This is a genomic window from Pseudomonas sp. BP8 (assembly GCF_017875955.1).
GTDB lineage: Bacteria > Pseudomonadota > Gammaproteobacteria > Pseudomonadales > Pseudomonadaceae > Aquipseudomonas.
Map to the genome: position 1 here is coordinate 5,737,501 of NZ_JAGINK010000001.1, position 20,010 is coordinate 5,757,510.

At 64.1% G+C, this 20,010-nt stretch carries 19 protein-coding genes (1 of these 19 only partly in view); 12 read left to right on the forward strand and 7 right to left on the reverse strand.

Annotated elements, in window-relative coordinates; genetic code table 11:
* Both J3B00_RS25175 and J3B00_RS25180 read right to left on the reverse strand, forming a co-directional pair.
* Positions 1 to 581: the 5' end (the start) of a CoA-acylating methylmalonate-semialdehyde dehydrogenase gene (locus J3B00_RS25175; protein WP_209873804.1), read on the reverse strand. Its footprint begins 913 nt before the window's first position; only the first 581 of its 1,494 coding nucleotides appear in the window; the start codon lies at positions 579 to 581; the stop codon falls past the left edge of the window.
* Positions 582 to 650: 69 nt separating this feature from the next.
* The gene (locus tag J3B00_RS25180) at positions 651 to 1,997 is read right to left on the reverse strand and encodes an aspartate aminotransferase family protein (RefSeq protein ID WP_209873805.1); all 1,347 of its coding nucleotides are present in this window, start codon (positions 1,995 to 1,997) and stop codon (positions 651 to 653) included.
* Positions 1,998 to 2,116: 119 nt separating this feature from the next.
* On the opposite strand from J3B00_RS25180, the gene J3B00_RS25185 reads away from it, so the two are divergent.
* The 6 genes from J3B00_RS25185 to J3B00_RS25210 all read left to right on the forward strand — a co-directional run bounded on the left by J3B00_RS25185 (position 2,117) and on the right by J3B00_RS25210 (position 7,897).
* A complete protein-coding gene (locus tag J3B00_RS25185; RefSeq protein WP_209873807.1) occupies positions 2,117 to 3,034 on the forward strand; it encodes a LysR family transcriptional regulator in 918 nt (305 codons plus the stop codon).
* 72 nt (positions 3,035 to 3,106) lie between these two features.
* Positions 3,107 to 3,769, forward strand: a complete 663-nt coding sequence (locus J3B00_RS25190; protein ID WP_209873809.1) for a TetR/AcrR family transcriptional regulator — start codon at positions 3,107 to 3,109, stop codon at positions 3,767 to 3,769.
* Positions 3,770 to 3,778: 9 nt separating this feature from the next.
* The gene (locus J3B00_RS25195) at positions 3,779 to 4,363 is read left to right on the forward strand and encodes a YigZ family protein (protein WP_209873811.1); all 585 of its coding nucleotides are present in this window, start codon (positions 3,779 to 3,781) and stop codon (positions 4,361 to 4,363) included.
* Positions 4,364 to 4,706: 343 nt separating this feature from the next.
* Positions 4,707 to 5,393, forward strand: a complete 687-nt coding sequence (locus tag J3B00_RS25200; RefSeq protein WP_209873814.1) for an SDR family oxidoreductase — start codon at positions 4,707 to 4,709, stop codon at positions 5,391 to 5,393.
* 120 nt (positions 5,394 to 5,513) lie between these two features.
* A complete protein-coding gene (locus J3B00_RS25205) occupies positions 5,514 to 6,869 on the forward strand; it encodes an 8-oxoguanine deaminase (protein WP_209873817.1) in 1,356 nt (451 codons plus the stop codon).
* Positions 6,870 to 6,949: 80 nt separating this feature from the next.
* Positions 6,950 to 7,897 (forward strand): adenosine deaminase, encoded by a 948-nt coding sequence (locus J3B00_RS25210; protein WP_209873819.1) that lies wholly within the window; start codon positions 6,950 to 6,952, stop codon positions 7,895 to 7,897.
* Between the two features lie 29 nt (positions 7,898 to 7,926).
* Here J3B00_RS25210 and J3B00_RS25215 read toward each other — a convergent pair whose 3' ends face one another.
* Positions 7,927 to 8,643, reverse strand: coding sequence for a helix-turn-helix transcriptional regulator (locus J3B00_RS25215; RefSeq protein ID WP_209873821.1), 717 nt, complete (start codon positions 8,641 to 8,643; stop codon positions 7,927 to 7,929).
* Positions 8,644 to 9,127: 484 nt separating this feature from the next.
* Here J3B00_RS25215 and J3B00_RS26770 point away from each other — a divergent pair, with 484 nt between their 5' ends.
* Complete coding sequence (locus tag J3B00_RS26770) at positions 9,128 to 9,325, forward strand: hypothetical protein (protein WP_245362625.1); 198 nt, start codon at positions 9,128 to 9,130, stop codon at positions 9,323 to 9,325.
* Here the strand turns inward: J3B00_RS26770 and J3B00_RS25220 are convergent.
* Entirely contained in the window at positions 9,276 to 10,457 is a 1,182-nt protein-coding gene (locus J3B00_RS25220; protein ID WP_209873823.1) for a multidrug effflux MFS transporter, read from the reverse strand. The genes J3B00_RS26770 and J3B00_RS25220 overlap by 50 nt on opposite strands.
* A gap of 106 nt (positions 10,458 to 10,563) precedes the next feature.
* Positions 10,564 to 10,761, reverse strand: a complete 198-nt coding sequence (locus tag J3B00_RS25225; protein ID WP_209873825.1) for a cation transporter — start codon at positions 10,759 to 10,761, stop codon at positions 10,564 to 10,566.
* 145 nt (positions 10,762 to 10,906) lie between these two features.
* Here J3B00_RS25225 and J3B00_RS25230 point away from each other — a divergent pair, with 145 nt between their 5' ends.
* The 4 genes from J3B00_RS25230 to J3B00_RS25245 all read left to right on the forward strand — a co-directional run bounded on the left by J3B00_RS25230 (position 10,907) and on the right by J3B00_RS25245 (position 16,283).
* Positions 10,907 to 11,293 (forward strand): hypothetical protein, encoded by a 387-nt coding sequence (locus J3B00_RS25230; protein WP_209873827.1) that lies wholly within the window; start codon positions 10,907 to 10,909, stop codon positions 11,291 to 11,293.
* A gap of 52 nt (positions 11,294 to 11,345) precedes the next feature.
* On the forward strand, positions 11,346 to 13,745 hold the full coding sequence (locus tag J3B00_RS25235; protein ID WP_209873830.1) for a heavy metal translocating P-type ATPase: 2,400 nt from the start codon (positions 11,346 to 11,348) through the stop codon (positions 13,743 to 13,745).
* Positions 13,742 to 14,146: a Cu(I)-responsive transcriptional regulator gene (gene cueR, locus J3B00_RS25240; protein ID WP_209873833.1), complete on the forward strand. Its 405-nt coding sequence runs from the start codon at positions 13,742 to 13,744 to the stop codon at positions 14,144 to 14,146. The genes J3B00_RS25235 and cueR overlap by 4 nt, the downstream gene beginning before the upstream one ends.
* Before the next feature lie 193 nt (positions 14,147 to 14,339).
* Positions 14,340 to 16,283 carry a methyl-accepting chemotaxis protein gene (locus J3B00_RS25245; protein ID WP_209873836.1) on the forward strand — a complete coding sequence of 648 codons (1,944 nt, stop codon included), beginning with the start codon at positions 14,340 to 14,342 and terminating at the stop codon, positions 16,281 to 16,283.
* A gap of 135 nt (positions 16,284 to 16,418) precedes the next feature.
* On the opposite strand, the gene J3B00_RS25250 is transcribed toward J3B00_RS25245, so the two are convergent.
* Both J3B00_RS25250 and J3B00_RS25255 read right to left on the reverse strand, forming a co-directional pair.
* Positions 16,419 to 17,207, reverse strand: coding sequence for a helix-turn-helix transcriptional regulator (locus J3B00_RS25250; protein WP_209873840.1), 789 nt, complete (start codon positions 17,205 to 17,207; stop codon positions 16,419 to 16,421).
* A 52-nt stretch (positions 17,208 to 17,259) separates the two neighbouring features.
* Entirely contained in the window at positions 17,260 to 18,537 is a 1,278-nt protein-coding gene (locus J3B00_RS25255) for an acetyl-CoA C-acetyltransferase (protein WP_209873843.1), read from the reverse strand.
* 118 nt (positions 18,538 to 18,655) lie between these two features.
* Here J3B00_RS25255 and J3B00_RS25260 point away from each other — a divergent pair, with 118 nt between their 5' ends.
* Positions 18,656 to 20,008 (forward strand): 3-oxoacyl-ACP reductase, encoded by a 1,353-nt coding sequence (locus J3B00_RS25260; protein WP_209873847.1) that lies wholly within the window; start codon positions 18,656 to 18,658, stop codon positions 20,006 to 20,008.
* Positions 20,009 to 20,010: the final 2 nt, after the last annotated feature.

Below are 20,010 nucleotides of genomic sequence, written 5' to 3' on the forward strand. Positions count from 1 at the left end.
GGCAAGCCGGCTTCCTGCAGCAACTGCGCGATATACAGCGTCGAGCTCGGGTCGCGCTCCGATGGCTTGAGGATGAAGGCATTGCCGCAAGCGATGGCCAGCGGGTACATCCACAGCGGCACCATGGCCGGGAAGTTGAACGGGGTAATACCGGCAACCACACCCAGTGGCTGGAAATCGGACCAGGCATCGATGTTCGGGCCAACGTTACGGCTGTACTCACCCTTGAGCACTTCCGGAGCGGCACAGGCGAACTCGACGTTCTCGATACCACGCTTGAGTTCACCCGCAGCGTCTTCGAGGGTCTTGCCGTGCTCTTCACTGATCATCTGCGAGATCTTCGCTTCGTTCTGCTCAAGCAGCTGCTTGAAACGGAACATCACCTGGGCGCGCTTGGCCGGTGGCGTATTGCGCCAGGCCGGGAACGCCGCCTTGGCCGAGTCGATGGCCTCTTGCACAGTCGCGCGGCTGGCCAGTTCGACCTTGCGCACGGCCTGGCCGGTGGATGGGTTGAAAACATCGGCGGTACGCTCACCCTTGGAAACCAGCTCGCCGTTGATCAGGTGCTGAACAATGCTCATGCATAACTCCAGAAACAAGAAGGATGGGGCAGGCATGCCCATGCACGCCTGCCGTCAGAATCAGACAAATCAGTCGACCTGGTTGAGGGTCTCGCCCACCGCATCGAACAGACGATCGAGCTCCTGCGGCTGGGTATTGAAGGTCGGCCCGAACTGCAGGGTGTCACCGCCGTAACGTACGTAGAAACCTTTCTGCCAGAGTTTCATGGCTACTTCATAGGGCCGCACGATGGCATCACCGTCACGCGCAGCGATCTGGATGGCGCCGGCCAGGCCATAGTTGCGAATGTCGACGATATTCTTGGTGCCTTTGACGCCGTGTAACAGCTTCTCGAAGTGCGGCGACAGCTCGGCGGCCGACTGCACAAGTTTTTCCTTCTGCAGCAGATCGAGCGCGGCGATACCCGCGGCGCAAGCGACCGGGTGGGCCGAGTAGGTGTAACCGTGGGGAAACTCGACGGCGTACTCCGGCGTCGGCTGGTTCATGAAGGTCTGGTAGATCTCGCTGCTGGCAACGACCGCGCCCATCGGAATAGCACCGTTGGTGATCTGCTTGGCGATACACATCAAGTCCGGGGTAACGCCGAAGGCTTCGGCACCGGTCATGGCACCCATGCGGCCAAAGCCGGTGATCACTTCGTCAAAGATCAGCAGGATGTTGTGCTGGGTGCAGATCTCGCGCAGACGCTTGAGGTAACCCTTCGGCGGCGGCAGCACACCAGCCGAGCCGGCCAGCGGCTCGACGATCACCGCGGCGATGTTCGAGGCGTCATGCAACTCGATCAGCTTGAGCATCTCGTCGGCCAGGGCAATACCGCCCTCCTCCGGCAGACCTTTGGAGTAGGCGTTGACCGGCAGCACGGTGTGAGGCAGGTGATCGACATCAAGCAGTTGGCCGAACATCTTGCGGTTGCCGTTGACCCCGCCCAGGCTGGTGCCGGCGATATTGACGCCATGGTAGCCACGCGCCCGGCCAATCATCTTGGTCTTGGTCGCCTGGCCTTTCAGGCGCCAGTAGGCACGGACCATCTTCAGCGCAGTGTCGGCGCACTCGGAACCGGAGTTGGTAAAGAACACATGGTTCAAGTCACCCGGGGTCAGGTCGGTGATCTTTTCTGCGAGCTGGAACGACAGCGGGTGGCCGTACTGGAATGCAGGGGAGTAATCGAGCACGCCAACCTGGCGCGCGACCGCCTCGCTGATCTCCTTGCGCGTGTGCCCGGCACCGCAGGTCCACAGCCCCGACAAGGCGTCAAAGATCCTGCGCCCCTTGTCGTCAACCAGATAACTGCCATCGGCGGCAACGATCAGGCGCGGGTCACGCTGGAAATTGCGGTTGGCGGTATACGGCATCCAGTGGGCATCCAGCTTGAGCTGGCTGGCGATGCCGGTGGTTGCAGTTTCGGGCATGTTCATCGGGCGGTTCCTCGGAAGACGAATAGGCAGCGATGGATGTTGTTGCAGCTAAATTGTCACGGCGATAAAGTCTGGAAAAGCCTACTTTTCTAATCTTCAGTTAGCAGCGGACTAAACTAATGAGCCGACGCCCCGACCCCCTCGCCCAGGTCAGTGATTTCGACATACGCTTGTTGAAGATCTACCGCAGCGTCGTAGAGTGCGGCGGCTTCTCTGCCGCGGAAAACGTCCTCGGCATCGGCCGTTCGGCGATCAGCCAGCAGATGAGCGACCTCGAACAACGCCTTGGCCTGCGCCTGTGCCAGCGCGGGCGTGCCGGTTTCTCGCTGACCGAAGAAGGTCGCGACGTCTACCACTCCGCCCTGCAACTGCTCAGCGCCCTCGAAACCTTTCGCACCGAGGTCAACGGTCTGCACCAGCATTTGCGCGGCGAGCTGAACATCGGCCTGACCGACAACCTGGTGACCTTGCCGCATATGCGCATTACCCACGCCTTGGCCGAGCTCAAGGACCGCGGCCCCGACGTGCGTATCCAGATCCGCATGATCGCACCGAGCCAGGTTGAGCAAGGGGTACTCGATGGCAGCCTGCACGTTGGCGTGGTACCGCAGACCAGTCCCTTGTCAGGCCTGGAGTACCAGCCGCTGTACAGCGAGCGGTCACTGCTCTATTGCGCAGTCGGCCATCCGCTGTTCTATGCCGATGACCAGAAGATCGACGACGAGCGCCTGAACAGCCAGGATGCCATCGCCCCGACCTTCCGCCTGCCCGCCGATATCCAGGCGCACTACCAGGCGCTGCATTGCACCGCCTCCGCGTCGGACCGCGAAGGCATGGCGTTTCTGATCCTGACCGGACGCTTTATCGGCTATCTGCCGGAGCATTACGCCAACGTGTGGGTGCAACAGGGGCGGCTGCGCGCGCTGAAACCGGCGCACCGCCACTACGAGCTGAGCCTGAGTTGGGTAACCCGCAAAGGCCGCAGGCCCAACCTCGTCCTGGAAAGCTTCCTGGAAAGCCTCGCCGCGACGCGCTAAAGGCTTGTCACTTCGCCACAGGCAGGTAATCTGTCCGACAATCCGTCGTTTCAGCCCCGTCCGGAATCGTCCATGACCCTAGAAGTCCCTGCGCATCGCCTCCCCGCCTCGGGCAAGCCCGCTGGCCGCATCCGCCAGAAGAACGAACAGGCCATCATCCAGGCCGCCGAGGACGAGTTCGCCCGCCACGGCTTCAAGGGCACGAGCATGAATACCATCGCGCTCAAGGCCGGCTTGCCCAAGGCCAACCTGCACTACTACTTCACCAACAAGCTTGGCCTGTACATCGCCGTGCTGAGCAATATCATCGAGTTGTGGGACAGCACCTTCAACGCCCTGAGCGTCGACGACGACCCGGGCCAGGCGCTCAGCCAGTACATCCGCACCAAGATGGAGTTCTCCCGCCGCAACCCGCAGGCCTCGCGGATCTTCGCGATGGAAGTGATCAGCGGCGGCCAGTGCCTGAGCGAGTACTTCAGCGCCGACTACCGCGAATGGTTCCGCGGCCGTACCACGGTGTTCCAGGCCTGGATCGAGGCGGGCAAGATGGACCCGGTCGACCCGGTACACCTGATCTTCCTGCTCTGGGGCAGCACCCAGCACTATGCCGACTTCTCGACCCAGATCTGCCAGGTCACCGGCCGCAGCCGCCTGACCAAGCAAGACATGGAAGATGCCAGCAACAACCTTATCCACATCATTCTCAAGGGCTGCGGTATCACTCCGCCCGCCTGACCCGGACCTATGCCTTCTACCCTGCTCGAGCTCTGCGAATTTCGCGAGGATATCCGCAAGAGCCGCTTCATCACCCTCGCCGGCCCGATCAGCAGCGCTGCCGAGGCGATGAGCTTCATCGAACGCCACAGCGACCTGGCGGCCACCCACAACTGCTGGGCCTGGAAGCTCGGCGGCCAGTACCGCAGCAACGACGACGGCGAACCCGGCGGCACGGCCGGGCGGCCGATCCTGGCGGCGATCGAAGCGCAAGACTGCGATCAGGTGGTCGTGCTGGTGATTCGTTGGTATGGCGGCATCCAGTTGGGCACCGGTGGCCTCGCCCGGGCCTACGGTGGCGGCGCCAACAAATGCCTGCAGCAGGCGCCCAAGCGCTTGCTGGTGCAGCGCAGCGAGTACCGTTGCAGCTGCGCCTTCAGCGAGCTGGCGTTGCTCAAGTTGCGCCTGGCCGAGGTCGACGGACTGGTGCTCGATGAGCAGTTCGGTGCCAACGGTGTCGACTTGCAAGTGGCGGTGGGCGAAGCGCACCTTGAAACCCTGCAACGCCAGTTCGCTGACCTGAGTCGCGGCCGGATCTTGCTCGAAGCGCTCTGAACCTTTGCCCACAACTACTGTGGGCCTGCCTGTGGATAAGCTTGGGGCACTCTCACGCAGCCCACGTATTCAAAGGCCTGCAGAAGAATGATCATATTTTGATCACATTTTCATGACAGGCCAGCAACCCGCTTGTTTTCAGTAAGTTATCCCCAGACCGGGCACCTTCCGGCCAACATTGACGCTTATCTGCACGACACCGGGCTTGCGCACAGATACTGTGGAGGAGCTTGTGGATAACCCGTGCGCTATCAGGTCAGAGCCTGATGGCATAAGCCCCCGGGCCAACTGATCGTTTTTTGATCAATGGCAGTCAACAGTCCCCATCAAAAGGAGCAGTGAAATGACCGCAAACAAGACCGCACTGATCATCGGCGCCTCGCGCGGCCTCGGCCTGGGCCTGGCGCAGCGTCTGCATGAAGATGGCTGGAACATTATCGCCACTGTACGCAACGCGCAGAATCCTGGCGATGTCGGCAGCCTGGCCGGGGTACAACTGGAAACCCTGGAAATGAACGACACCCAGCAACTGGATGCCTTGCAGCAACGCCTGCAGGGCCAGGTGCTTGACCTGCTGTTCGTCAACGCCGGGGTCATGGGCCCGTTGCCACAGGACCTGGAAAGCGTCAGCACGCAGGCCATCGGCGAGCTGTTCATGACCAATGCAGTGGCGCCAATCCGAGTCGCCCGCCGCCTCGCCGGGCAACTGCGCGAAGGCAGCGGAGTGCTGGCCTTCATGAGTTCGATCCTGGGCAGCGTGAGCATCCCCGACGGCGGCGAGATCCCCTTGTACAAGGCCAGCAAGGCCGCCCTGAACTCGATGATCAACAGCTTCGTGGTCGATTTGCAGCGCCCCGACCTCAGCGTGCTGGCCATGCACCCGGGTTGGGTGAAGACTGCCATGGGCGGCGAAAACGCCGAGATCGACGTGCTCACCAGCACCCGCGGCATGCTCGAGCAGATCAAGGCGCAGGCCGGCAATGGCGGCCTGCGCTTCATCAACTACAAGGGCGAAGCGCTGACCTGGTGAATTGAAAGCTGTGGGGCGAGGCAGTAGACTCGGTGCCTCGCCCACGTGGCGAACCTGGATCAGCAGACAGGGCAAAACTGAGCTGGCTTACCTGAACCCACTTTCAGAGGAGCCGGCACCATGCCTGCGACCCGTACCTGGTTGAAATCTCCCCTTGCCATCTTCACTGCCAATGATGCCGACGCGCGCGGCGGGCTGGTCATCGAAGACGGCCGCATCAGCGAACTCCTGGCCCTTGGCCAAAGCCCCAGCCTACCCTGCGACCAGGTCTTTGATGCCCGTGAACATGTGGTCCTGCCCGGCCTGATCAATACCCACCACCACTTCTACCAGACCCTCACCCGCGCCTGGGCGCCAGTGGTCAACCAGCCGCTATTCCCCTGGTTGAAGACGCTCTACCCGGTATGGGCGCGGCTGACCCCGGCCAAGCTCGAGCTGGCCAGCCAGGTTGCCCTGGCCGAGCTGCTGCTGTCCGGCTGCACCACCGCCGCCGATCACCACTACCTGTTCCCGGAGGGGCTGGACAACGCGATCGACGTGCAGGTTGAAGCCGTGCGCAAGCTGGGCATGCGCGCCATGCTGACCCGCGGCTCGATGAGCCTTGGCGAAGACGACGGCGGCCTGCCGCCGCAACAGACCGTGCAGCAGGGCGAAGTGATCCTGGCCGACAGCCAGCGACTTATCCACAGCTACCACGAACGCGGCGACGGCGCGCAGATCCAGATCGCCCTGGCCCCCTGCTCACCGTTTTCGGTCACCCCAGAGATCATGCGCGCCAGCGCCGAGCTCGCCGAGTCGCTCGACGTTCGCCTGCATACCCACTTGGCGGAAACCCTCGACGAAGAGGACTTCTGCCTGCAACGCTTCGGCCTGCGCACCGTCGACTACCTGGACAGCGTCGGCTGGCTCGGCCCGCGCACCTGGCTGGCGCATGGCATCCATTTCAACCCTGATGAAATCGCTCGCCTGGGCGAGGCCGGCACCGGTGTCTGCCACTGCCCAAGCTCGAACATGCGCCTGGCGTCAGGCATCTGCCCGACCGTCGACCTGGAAAACGCCGGTGCACCGGTGGGCCTCGGTGTGGACGGCTCCGCTTCCAACGATGCCTCGAACATGATCCTCGAAGCACGCCAGGCCCTGTACCTGCAACGGCTGCGCTACGGTGCCGAACAGATCACCCCGGAGCGCGCGCTGGGCTGGGCAACGCGCGGCTCGGCGCGCTTGCTCGGGCGCAGCGACATCGGCCAGTTGGCGGTCGGCAAACAAGCCGACCTGGCCCTGTTCAAGCTCGACGAACTGCGCTTCTCGGGCAGCCACGACCCGCTCTCGGCGCTGCTGCTGTGCGGTGCCGACCGCGCCGACCGGGTGATGGTCGGCGGCCAATGGCGGGTTATCGACGGGCAGATCGAAGGCCTGGACGTACAGCGCCTGATCGCCAATCACCGCCAAGCCGCAGCGCAACTGATCGCCGGTTGATGTCACCGGGCCAGACCGGGCGCATTGCCCGGCCTGGCCCTGTAGAATGGCGGCAACCGTTCCTGATCGAGATTGCACACATGTATGACTGGCTAAATGCCTTGCCCAAGGCCGAACTGCACATGCACCTGGAGGGCTCGCTGGAGCCTGAACTGCTGTTCGCCCTGGCCGAACGCAACAAGATCGCCCTGCCCTGGGCCGATGTGGAAACCCTGCGCAGCGCCTATGCGTTCAACAACCTGCAGGAGTTTCTCGACCTCTACTACCAGGGCGCTGACGTCCTGCGCACCGAGCAGGACTTCTACGACCTGACCTGGGCCTACCTGCAACGCTGCAAGGCCCAGAACGTTATCCACACCGAGCCGTTCTTCGATCCACAGACCCACACCGACCGCGGCATTCCCTTCGAAGTGGTGCTGGGTGGCCTGAGCCAGGCCCTCAAGGACGGTCGCGAGCAATTGGGCATCAGCAGCGGGCTGATCCTGAGCTTCCTGCGCCACCTCAGTGAAGATGAGGCGCAAAAAACCCTCGACCAGGCCCTGCCGTTTCGCGACGCCTTCATTGCAGTAGGCCTGGACAGCTCCGAGAAGGGCCATCCACCAAGCAAGTTCCAGCGGGTCTTCGACCGCGCCCGCAGCGAAGGCTTCGTGGCCGTGGCGCACGCCGGCGAAGAAGGCCCACCCGAATACATCTGGGAAGCCCTCGACCTGCTCAAGATCAAGCGGATCGACCACGGCGTACGCGCCATCGAGGACGAACGCCTGATGCAGCGCATCATCGATGAGCAGATCCCGCTGACCGTCTGCCCGCTGTCCAACACCAAGCTCTGCGTGTTCGATCACATGAGCCAGCACAACATCCTCGACATGCTCGAGCGTGGCGTGAAAGTGACTGTCAATTCGGACGACCCGGCCTACTTCGGCGGCTATGTCACCGAGAACTTCCATGCCCTGCACACCCACTTGGGCATGACCGAAGACCAAGCCCGCCGACTGGCACAGAACAGCCTGGATGCTCGACTGGTCTGAGACTATCGCCGCAGCGTATTGCAGGTAACCTAGCCGACCTGCAATGCCGGCTGGACGCGGGCGATGCGGTTGATCTGCTGGATACCCAGCGGCGTGATCTGCAGCGCCCGCGCCCCTTCCTGCTCCAGGAGCCATCCCGACTGCAGGAACAGCCTGAGCAGCGCCTGCCCCAGACTCCCGCCCAGATGCGGCCCGCGGTCGCTCCACTGGTTGCAGCGACAGACAACGCACTTGTTCTGCTGGCTGTGCGCAAGCGCCTCGATGTAGACGCCGATCGCCGCCAATTGGCCTCTGCCTTCCTCGGTGACGCGCAATTGCCGGTCACAGCCGTCCAGCCAGCCAGCGGCAATCAGCCGCTGATGCAGATCAGCCGCCAACTCGCCGCCCAGGTGATCGCCGCAACGCCGCGTTCTGCGCATCGACAGCGGCACCTGCAAGGGCTGCACCTGCGAATCACGCTGGCGAAGATCATCCAGGCGCAAACTGGCCAGGGCTTCTACCGCCGCCCCGACCTCAGGCGTGGCCAAGCGGAAATAGCGTTTTCGCCCCCTTGCCTCGAGCCGTAACAGCCCAGCAGCAGACAGCAAGGACAAATGCGCACAGGCGGACGAACAGGTCACCCCAGTCATTACGGCCAGTTCGTCGGCCGGACGCGGCGTGCCGTCGATCAGCGCCCACAACATGGCGCTACGCTTGGGGTCGGCCATAAGGCCGGCGATCTGACTGATACTGCTCACTGCGGGCATAAACGGTAACTCCCTGCTAGATCCGTCTGGTTACGATGGCCAAGCATGGTAGGGAAGTTTCTCTCGCTGTCGCTGGCCGCCGAAAGCAGTATAAGCCGGTCGAAGTCGTCCGCCCCTGCCAGGGAAGGCCATGCCAGGCAGGCAAACGCCGTGGGTATACCCCCCCTCGACAATCATCCAGCGAAGTGGGTAGCCGGGCATCGGCCCTGCTATCAGCGCCACAGGGCTTCAGGTGTATAGGCCGCAGCAACCGAGCAGGGCTTCGTTGTAAGAAAGATCCGAGGACAGTGCCGACAGCCCGCTTCATCAAGTACGGCAAACAAAAGCGAAGCGTCCGTCCTACAGCAAGCACCCCACCACCTAGACACTGCGTGTAGGAAAGTTGCCGCCACGACCGTCAGTCAGGATCACCACCACAGGCCATGGCGCCTGACGGTAGCGGCGCTAAACTTGAGCCGCTCTCGTCCCCTGGAGGAATGCCGCGATGAAAATTGTCGTCAGTACGTCGAGCCGCCACCCCAATTGCCCCTGGCAGGTCCGACTCGATCAGCATGTCGTGAGTTTTCGCAGCGAGGCCGAGGCACGGGCGTTTGTCGCCACCCTCGAAAGCCGCCTGCAGGCACCTCATGCGTTCACGCCAGACGCTTGGCCTGCAAGCGCCGAGTCAGCATCGCGACACTGACCACCAACCCGCCGCACAGGCTGATCACCAGCGCCATCGGTACCGCGCTGCCGTCGTGCAGCAAGCTGACCAGCCCGGCGGCACCGGCCGCGACACTGAACTGCAGGCAGCCCATCAACGCCGAGGCGCTGCCAGCACGCGCGCCCTGGCCGCTCATGGCACAGGCCGACGCGTTGGGGATGATGCAGCCCAGGCTGGCGATGCAGACAAACAACGGCACCAGCAATGGCCACAGCTGAGCCGGGCGCAGCGCCGCCACGCCCAGCAGCACCAATGCCGAGGCCAGGTACAGCCACACCGCCCGGCTCAGCAGGAACGCCGGGCCACGCTTGGACAGCAACCGGGCATTGACCTGGGCAACGAGGATGAAGCCCGCTGCGTTGGTGCCGAACAGCCAACCGTAGTGCTCTGCCGGCACCCCATAGAGCTTGATGAACACGAACGGTGAACCGGCAATGTAGGCGAACATGCCGGCGATGGCGGTACCGCCGGTCAACGCATGACCAATGAACACGCGATCTTTGAACAGGCGCAGGTACTGGCGAAACGCGCCCGCCAGCGGCTGACGCGGCATATCGGCAGGCATGCTCTCCGGCAGGCCGAGGCTCACGGCCAGCAGGCAACCGGCACTGAACAGGCTCAGGACCAGGAAAATCGACTGCCAGCCCGCCACGTTCACCAGCACACCGCCGAGCATCGGCGCGAGGATCGGCGCCAGGCCCATCACCAGCATCAGTTGCGAGAACACCTTGGCCGACGCCACCGGGTCGCATTTGTCACTGACGATGGCCCGCGACAACACCATGCCGGCGCAACCACCCAACGCCTGAACGAAGCGCGCAACGATCAGCGTGTCGAGGTTGGGCGCGTAGGCACAGGCCAGCGAAGCCAGGGTGAACAAAGTCACGCCGAACAGCAGCGGGATGCGCCGGCCAAAGCGGTCGGCTACCGGCCCATAGGCCAGCTGACCGAGTGACAGGCCGAGAAAATACGCCGCCAGGGTAGTCTGGACGTGTTGTTCATCAGTCAGAAATGCCTGCGCCATGGCCGGGAAGGCGGGCAGGTAGAAGTCGATTGCCAACGGCCCGAACGCACTGAGGGCGCCCAGAATCAGCACAAAACGCAGGTTCATCAGGAATCCATAGCAGGCTAAGCAAGCCCGTTAGTCTACCTGCAGTGTGTGCGAACGGTATGAAAACCTTTGTAACAATAGGGGCTGCCAAGCAGCCCCTGAACCGTCAGGCCGGTTCGGCCTGATAGCCCTCTTCACGAATGGCGGCCAGGATCTTGTCCGCCGCCAATGGGCTGTCGACGCGCACCTGCTTGCCAGCCAGGTTCACTTCCACCGTGGCCGCCGCGTCCTGCTCGTGCACCGCAGCAGTCACCGCCTTTACACAGTGGCCACAGGTCATGCCTTGTACAGTGAATACGTGCATCGGGTCTGTCTCCTTGTGGGTTTTGCCCAGTCTCAAGCTTGCCATCGGGGCAAGGTCAAGGCCCGGGGCTGTCAGCCGGACTGGAAATCCGCGCGCGGCTCGGCCAAGCTGCGCTTTTGACGACATGGCAAGCAGGAGATTCATCATGATCAAGGCAGCATTGGGCCTTGTCGGATTGCTGGGCGCACTGGCTGTGGTGCCTGCGGCCAGCGCCGAGGGCAACAGCGATTACAGCGTGCTGATTATTTCCCGGGAGCGCCTGGAAGTCGCCACCACCTGCGAGATCGGCGTGTACCTCAATGACCAACTGTCAGGGCGCCTGTTCCAGGAGCAATCGACCTCGTTCAACCTGCCGCCAGGGCCGGTCGACGTGCGCCTGCGGCTGCTGCCCGGGCAAGTGCCGGGCTGTGCGCCCGGGCTTGAGAATCAATACAACCAGCGATTGAACCTGCGCGCGGGCGAGATCAATAAATACCGCATCGCCATGAATCATGATGGCCTCCATCTGAAGCGAGCCGGCCTGGGCTATTGACCTTGACCACGTGGCAAGGTTGATGCTGGAGGCTAGTCCAAGGAGGAGAGCCATGTCCGCATCCACCGTTTTTGACCTGCCGATTAGCGGCATGACCTGCGCCAGCTGTGCTGGCCGCGTCGAACGCGCACTGCGCAAGGTCAGCGGCGCTGAACACGTCAGCGTCAACCTCGCCACCGAACAGGCCCGCGTAGAAGCCCCGCTCGACAGCCTGCCGGTGCTGGTCGAAGCAGTACGCCAGGCCGGTTACGCCGTACCTACCCGCAGCGTCGAGCTGCAGATCGGCGGCATGACCTGCGCCAGTTGCGCCGGACGCGTCGAACGCGCCCTGGGCAAGCTGCCCGGGGTCGAGCAGATCAGCGTCAACCTGGCCAGCGAACGGGCACATGTCGAAGTGCTCACGGCGATCGACGACAGCCAGTTGATTGCGGCGGTCGAAAAAGCCGGCTACAGCGCCACCCTGCCCCAGGCCAACCGTGATGACCAGGCCGCTGCACAGCGCCGACTGCGCACCGAGCGGCTGGCGGTGGCCGCAGCGGTGCTGCTGGCCCTGCCGCTGGTCCTGCCGATGCTGGTCCAGCCGTTCGGGCTTGACTGGATGTTGCCGGCCTGGGTGCAGTTCCTGCTCGCCACCCCGGTGCAGTTCATCCTCGGCGCGCGCTTCTATGTGGCGGCCTGGAAGGCCGTGCGCGCCGGTGCCGGCAACATGGACCTGCTGGTCTCGCTGGGCACCAGCGCCGGCTATGGCTTGAGCCTGTATGAATGGTCCAGGGCCCATGCGGGGATGGCGCCGCACCTGTATTTCGAAGCCTCGGCAGTGGTCATCGCCCTGGTCCTGCTTGGCAAGTACCTGGAAAGCCGGGCCAAACGCCAGACTGCCAGCGCCATCCGTGCGCTGGAGGCGCTGCGCCCGGAGCGGGCCCTGCGCGTGGTCGACGGCCGCGAAGAAGAGGTGGCCATCAGTCAGCTGCGCCTGGATGACCAGGTACTGGTCAAACCCGGCGAGCGCTTTCCGGTCGATGGCGAGGTGCTCGAAGGCAGCAGCCATGCCGACGAAGCCCTGATCAGCGGCGAAAGCCTGCCGGTACCCAAGCAGCCCGGCGATCACGTCACCGGCGGGGCAATCAACGGCGAAGGCCGCCTGCTGGTACGCACCTTGGCGCTAGGCACCGAGACCGTGCTGGCACGGATCATCCGCCTGGTCGAAGACGCGCAGGCGGCCAAGGCGCCGATTCAGAAACTGGTCGACCGGGTCAGCCAGGTGTTCGTGCCGGCCGTGCTGGTCGTGGCGGTGATCACCCTGGTCGGCTGGTGGCTGGCAGGCGCGCCGATCGAGACCGCCCTGATCAACGCTGTTGCGGTCCTGGTGATCGCCTGCCCTTGCGCCCTCGGCCTGGCAACCCCAGCGGCAATCATGGCCGGCACGGGGGTCGCCGCCCGGCACGGCATCCTGATCAAGGACGCCGAGGCGCTGGAGCGGGCCCATGCGGTCAACCGGGTGGTGTTCGACAAGACCGGTACGCTCACCTCGGGTAGCCCGCGGATCGTGCATAGCCAGGCGGTCGGCGCGGACAACAGCGAACTGCTGCGCCTGGCCGGCGCACTGCAGCGCGGCAGTGAGCACCCGCTGGCCAAGGCGGTGCTGCACGCCTGCAGCGAACAGGCGCTGGATGTTCCGCCGGTCAACGACAGCCAGTCGCTGACCGGGCGCGGTATCGCCGGTGCGGTCGAGGGCCGCCGACTGGCGCTGGGCAATCGACGCCTGCTGGAAGAGAGCAACCTGCAGCCTGGCGTGCTGGCCAGCAAGGCCCAGGCCTGGGAAGCCGAAGGCCGCACCCTGTCGTGGCTCATCGAGCAAGCACCACAGCCCCAGGTACTCGGTCTGCTGGCCTTTGGTGACAGCCTCAAGCCGGGCGCCGAGCAGGCCATTCGTGCACTACATGGCCGAGGCATCAGCAGCCATCTGCTGACCGGCGACAACCGTGGCAGTGCCAAAGTAGTCGCCGATGCCCTGGGCATCGATGACGTGCACGCCGAGGTGCTGCCAGCCGACAAAGCCGCAACGGTCGCCCAGCTTAAACGCAGCGGCGTGGTGGCCATGGTCGGCGATGGTATCAACGACGCCCCGGCCCTGGCCGCTGCCGACATTGGCATCGCCATGGGCGGTGGCACCGATGTGGCGATGCAGGCGGCCGGCATCACCTTGATGCGCGGCGATCCGCGGCTGGTTCCCGCCGCTTTGGAAATCAGCCGCAAGACCTATGCGAAAATTCGCCAGAACCTGTTCTGGGCCTTTATCTACAACCTGATCGGCATCCCCCTGGCCGCCTTCGGCCTGCTCAACCCGGTGCTGGCCGGCGCCGCGATGGCCCTGTCGAGCGTCAGCGTGGTGAGCAACGCCTTGTGGTTGAAGACCTGGACACCCACCGACAGCCAGCAGGAGGACGCATGAACATCGGCCAGGCCGCCCGGCGCAGCGGGCTCAGTACCAAGATGATCCGCTACTACGAGTCGATCGGCCTGCTCAAGCCAGCCCAGCGCAGCGACAGCGGCTACCGCCTTTATCAGGCCGATGACCTGCACAGCCTGGCCTTCATCAAGCGCTCGCGCGACCTGGGCTTTTCCCTGGATGAAGTGGCCAAGCTGCTGACCCTGTGGCAGGACCGTCAGCGGGCCAGCGCCGACGTCAAGGCCTTGGCCAACGAACACATCGATGCGCTGAACACGCGTATCGCAGAGCTGGTCAGCCTGCGTGACACCCTGGCTGAGCTGGTTGCCCATTGCCAGGGCGATGAGCGTCCGGACTGCCCGATCCTCAAGGACCTGGCCAATGGCAAGAACTGCTGTCATTAGCCGGTGTTTCGGGGCCGCGCGGCGGCCCTGCAACCGGTGTGGTATGCCGTATTAGCCTAAAGGCGACCGAATAGTCACCAAACGCGACTTAATCCAATAAATACGGGCGTTTTCCTACAAAAATAACAACCGCTGCCGATGGCCTTCTTATCTGCCACATGCGTACGACAAGAAAAAAACTTCGGGAGCGTGGATGAACATCAAGCAAAAACTGACCTGGGCCTTTGCTGTTATTGCGGGCCTGCCCATCGTCCTGGTAGCCACCCTGGTGGTGCTCAACCTGCGCGGCGAAGCCCGCGACGATTTCCTCGACAACAGTAGCCGAGAGATCCGCCAGGTCAGCAACGCGATGAACATCTTCTTCCAGGGCATTGACCAAAACGTCAACTACCTGGCTTCGCAGCCGCTGATCAGCGCCACCGGCAGCGACCTGAACAAGTACCTGATCAGCAACCCGTCCAACGTGTTGGGCGAACAGGACGCCAAGGTGCTCGAGTTCTTCACCCGCCTGGCCGAAGCCCACCCGGCCTACGCCTACCTGTCGTACGGCGTCAGCGATGGTGGCTACATCGGCTGGCCTGCAGGGCAGAAGTTCTCCAATTACGATCCGCGCACACGCCCCTGGTACCAGTTGGCCATGGCCAACCCAGGCAAGACCGTGCGCACCGCGGCCTATTACTGGGCCGCAGACGACGCAGTGCTGATCAGCACCGTGCGCTCGGTAACCAACCAGCTAGGCAACAACAGCGGCGTGGTCAATATCGACGTCTCGCTCAACGGGCTCACCGACATCGTCAAGAAGATCAAGCTCGGCGAAAGCGGCTTCCTGATGCTGGTCGAAAACAACGGCAACGTGATGGTCGACCCACGTGACGCCAGCCACAACTTCAAGCAGCTGGCCAGCTTCGGCGGCGGCTACGCGCAACTGGCCAAGGCCGGCAAAGGCCTGGTCGAGGTCGAGATCAACGGCGAGCGCTACATGGCCAACGTCTACCCGGACGAACAACTGGGCTGGACCTTCATCGGCCTGATCCAACAGAGCGAAGTGATGCAGACCACCACCCGCCTGACCTGGCTGATCGGCACCATCGCTGTGGTCCTGGCAGCACTGTTTGCGGTGGTCGGCGCGGCGTTTGCCAAGCTCATCGTACGCCCGATCAACAGCGTCACCAGCGGCCTGGAAGACATTGCCCAGGGCGAAGGCGACCTGACCCGCAGCCTTGAGGTGCGCGGGCGCGACGAAACCGCGCAACTGGCCAGCTGGTTCAACCAGTTCCTGGGCGCTATCCGCAGCCTGATCCAGCACATTGGTGCAGCGGCGGGCAAGATCCTCAGCACCTCCAGCAGTTCGACCCGGGTCTCCAGCGACATGGCCGAAGCCGCCGGGCGCCAGCGTGAAGCCGTCGACATGGTGTCTACCGCGTTCCACGAGATGGTCGCCACCGCCAACGAAGTGGCCCGCTCGTGCAGCCAGGCCGCGCAGTCGGCCGACAGTGGCCAGCAACAGGCCCGCGAAGGCCAGCAGCAGATCGACGCGGCAGTGCAGAGCGTTGACCGCCTGAGCCAGGAAATCGAACAATCGGCGCAGTCGATCCAGCAACTGGAGCGCGACAGCAATGCCATCCAGTCGATCCTCGGCACCATCCGCTCGATCGCCGAACAGACCAACCTGCTCGCGCTCAACGCGGCCATCGAAGCAGCCCGGGCGGGTGAACAGGGCCGTGGTTTTGCCGTGGTCGCCGACGAGGTGCGGGCGCTGGCCAAGCGCACAGCCGACTCCACTGCCGAGATCGACGGCCTGCTCGGCAATCTGGCCAGCCGCACCGCCGAAGTTGCCCAGCAGATGCACGCCAGCCTCGACGTCTCGCAGCAATCGGTCAGCCGCATCGGCCTGGCCCGTGACAGCTTCGGCCAGATCCGTGAGTCGGTGGATGTGATTCGCGACATGAACACCCAGATCGCGACTGCCGCCGAAGAGCAGCATCAGGTCGCCGAAGACATCAACCGGCACATCAGCCAGATTCATGGTGACGCGCAGTTGGTGGCCGAGCTGGCCCAGGCGGCGCGGCAGGACTCCGAGAGCCTGGCGGGGCTGTCGAACGAGCTGGATACGCTGGTGCGCAGGTTCCGCACCTGACAGCCCGCGCAGGCTGTCGCGCAAAGCCGGGGCCGCTGCGCAGTGCGCTGTTCCCTTGTGGGAGCGGCCTTGTGTCGCGATGGGCTGCACAGCAGCCCCGGCAGGCTCAAGCCAAGCGCACTCTCAAACCACCCCTTAAAGCCGCAACTCCCCCGGCGTAAAGCCAAACAACTGCCTGAACGCCGCAATATAGGCCGACGTGGAATCATACCCACAGCCCAACGCCGCCTCCGTCACGTTCTCCCCCGCCTCAAGCAACGCCAGCGACGACAGCACGCGCATACGCTGACGCCAACTGCGAAAGCTCAGCCCCGTCTCGCGCTGGAACAGGCGCATCAAAGTCTTCTCCGAACAGCCCAACTGCACCGCCCATTGCTGCAGGGTCTGCCCCTGGTCCGGCGCGGCGATCAGGCCATTGCACAACCTCAGCAGGCCAGGGTGGCGCGGCAACGGCAGGGAGAACGCCACCTCCGGCAACGCCTGCAACTGATCGAGCAGCACTGCCACCAAGCGCGCCTCGACGCTGTCACCCTCAGGGTAATGCACAGGCAGCAGGCAGAACTGCTTGATCAGTTCACGCGCCAGCGGCGTGACCTCCAGCACCCGGCACTGATCCGCCGCCCACGGGCAGGCGTCACGGCGCACATAGAGGCTGCGCATCTCGGCCTGCATGGAACTGGCCACGTCATGCTCGACATCGGCAGGGATCCACACCCCCCATTGCGGCGGCGCGAAATAGCTGCCATCGCTGGTATAAACACTGAGTACACCGCTGATCGCGTAGGAAAACTGCACCCAGTCATGTCGATGGCGCGTGGTCCACGAGCCGGCACCGAGGCTTTCGGCACGGGCATAAAGGGGCCTGGGCAGGTGATCCAGTGCGGGAATGGCGCGCGGCGCAGAAAGCTGTCCGATGCTCGGCATGATCTGATCTTGTCGTTCTGATCAGCCAAGCCTAACAGTTTTGCCTGAGAGGTCAGCGCTCTACGATCATCGTTACGCCCTGCCCGCCCGCCGCACAAATCGAGATCAATCCGCGGCCCTTGCCCGCCGTCGCCAACAGCTTGGCCATGTTGGCCAGCACCCGGCCGCCGGTTGCGGCAAACGGATGCCCGGCCGCCAACGAACTGCCCTTCACATTCAGCTTGCTGCGGTCGATCGCCCCCAGCGGCGCCTCCAACCCCAGCCGCGTACGGCAGTAGTCGGGATCTTCCCAGGCCTTGAGCGTACACAGCACCTGCGCGGCAAATGCCTCGTGGATTTCGTAGTAGTCGAAGTCCTGCAAGCTCAGGCCATTGCGCGCCAACAGGCGCGGTACCGCATACACCGGCGCCATCAACAGCCCCTCCTGGCCAGTGACGAAATCCACCGCTGCGGTTTCACCATCGACCAGGTACGCCAGCACGTGCAGGCCCTGCTCCTCGGCCCAGGCTTCGCTGCCCAGCAACACCAGTGAGGCGCCATCGGTCAGCGGGGTGGAGTTGCCGGCGGTCAGGCTACCCAGGCCGCTCTTGTCAAACGCCGGCTTGAGCTTGGCCAGCTGCGCCAGGGTCAGCTCAGGGCGCAGGGTGTTATCGCGACTGAGGCCAAGATAAGGCGTGAGCAGATCGTCATGCCAGCCCTCGCCGAACGACTGCGCCAGATGCTGGTGGCTGAGCAGCGCCAGCTCATCCTGCGCGGCACGCTCGATCTGCCAGGTCTGCGCCATGCGCTCGCAATGCTCGCCCATCGACAAGCCGGTGCGCGGCTCGCCAATCCTCGGCAACTCGGGCTTGAGGTGGCCCGGGCGCAGCTTCAGAAACGGCTTGAGCCGCTCGCCCAGGCTCTTGCCGCGGTTGGCCTGGAGCAGGATCCGCCGTAACCCCTCGTTGACCGCGATCGGCGCATCCGATGTGGTGTCGACGCCGCCGGCAATACCGCTGTCGATCTGCCCAAGGGCAATCTTGTTAGCCACCAGCAAGGCCGCCTCAAGGCCGGTGCCACAGGCTTGCTGGATGTCATAGGCGGGCGTCTGCACGCCCAGCCGCGAGCCAAGCACGCACTCGCGGGTCAGGTTCATGTCGCGCGAATGCTTGAGCACCGCCCCGGCGACGACTTCGCCCAGACGCAATCCGTGCAAGCGATAGCGCTCGACCAGGCCTTCGAGGGCAGCAGTCAGCATCGCCTGGTTGCTGGCGTTGGCGTAGGCACCGTTGGAACGGGCAAAGGGAATTCGGTTGCCACCCAGGATCGCTACCCGGCGAGGTGAACGCATGCGGTATTTCCTCCTGAAACAATTTGATCCGTACAGCCTAGGTCTTTTTCACGCAGTCGAACGACCATGCCACAAACTTGGTCCACACTTCATTCCTTGCCTTCAGGGAGACCCGCACATGAGTGATCGCTACCTCGGCTTTGCCAACTCCAACCTCGGCCGGCGCCTCGTCGATGCCCTCGGCCTGCCCAGCCCGGCACCGCTGGAGCGTTGGCAGGCTGGTCGCCTACGCCCGGTGGAAGGCGCGCTGGTGCTGGGCGGTGGGCCATTGGCGAACCAGGTCGAAGCCATCGCCGCACGCTTTACCGACGAACTCTACAGCTTTGCCGGCAGCGACCTGCAGTCGACCGCCTGGGTCGCAGGCCTGGGGCCAAAGCTCAAGGCCGTGGTGTTCGACGCCAGTCACCTGTCCGACAGCGACCAACTCAGCCAGTTGCGTGAATTTTTCCAGCCTTTGTTGCGCAGCCTGGCGCCGAGCGCCCATGTGGTGATCCTCGGCCGTCCACCCGAGTCCCTCGACGAGCCGCTGGCCAGCGTCGCCCAGCGCGCCCTGGAAGGTTTCAGCCGCTCGCTGGCCAAGGAGCTGCGCAACGGCGCCACGGCGCAACTGCTGTATGTCGACGAGGCTGCAGAAGATCAGCTCGAAGGTGCCCTGCGCTTTTTCCTGTCGCCGAAAAGCGCCTTTGTCTCCGGCCAGGTCCTACGCCTGACCGCTTGCGCCAGCCAGGTCCAGGACTGGACCCGGCCGCTGGCCGGGCGCCGCGCCCTGGTCACCGGCGCCGCCCGCGGGATTGGCGCGGCCATTGCCGAGACGTTGGCCCGCGATGGCGCGCAGGTGGTGCTGCTTGACGTGCCACAGGCCCGCAAAGACCTTGATGCTCTAGCCGCACGTCTCGGCGGACGCGCGCTGACACTGGATATCTGCGCCAGTGATGCCGGCACCAGACTGCTGGAAGCGCTGCCCGAGGGCATCGACATCGTCGTGCACAACGCTGGCATCACCCGCGACAAGACCTTGGCCAACATGACCCCGGAGTACTGGGATGCAGTGATGGCGGTCAACCTCAAGGCGCCACAGTTGCTCACCCAGGCCTTGTTCGACGCCGGCGCGCTCGGCGCCGATGCGCGCATCACCTTGCTGGCGTCGGTCAGTGGCATCGCCGGCAACCGTGGCCAGGCCAACTATGCCGCCAGCAAGGCCGGCCTGATCGGCTTCGCCCAGGCGTGGGCGGCCAAGCTGGCCGAACGCGGCGCCAGCATCAATGCCGTGGCGCCCGGCTTTATCGAGACCCACATGACCGCCGCCATGCCCATGGGCCTGCGCGAAGCGGGCCGGCGGCTGAGCTCGCTGGGCCAGGGTGGCCAGCCCCAGGACGTCGCCGAGGCGGTTGCCTGGCTCAGCCAGCCAGGGTCCGGTGCGGTCAATGGCCAGGCCCTGCGGGTGTGTGGCCAGGCATTGATGGGGGCATGAGC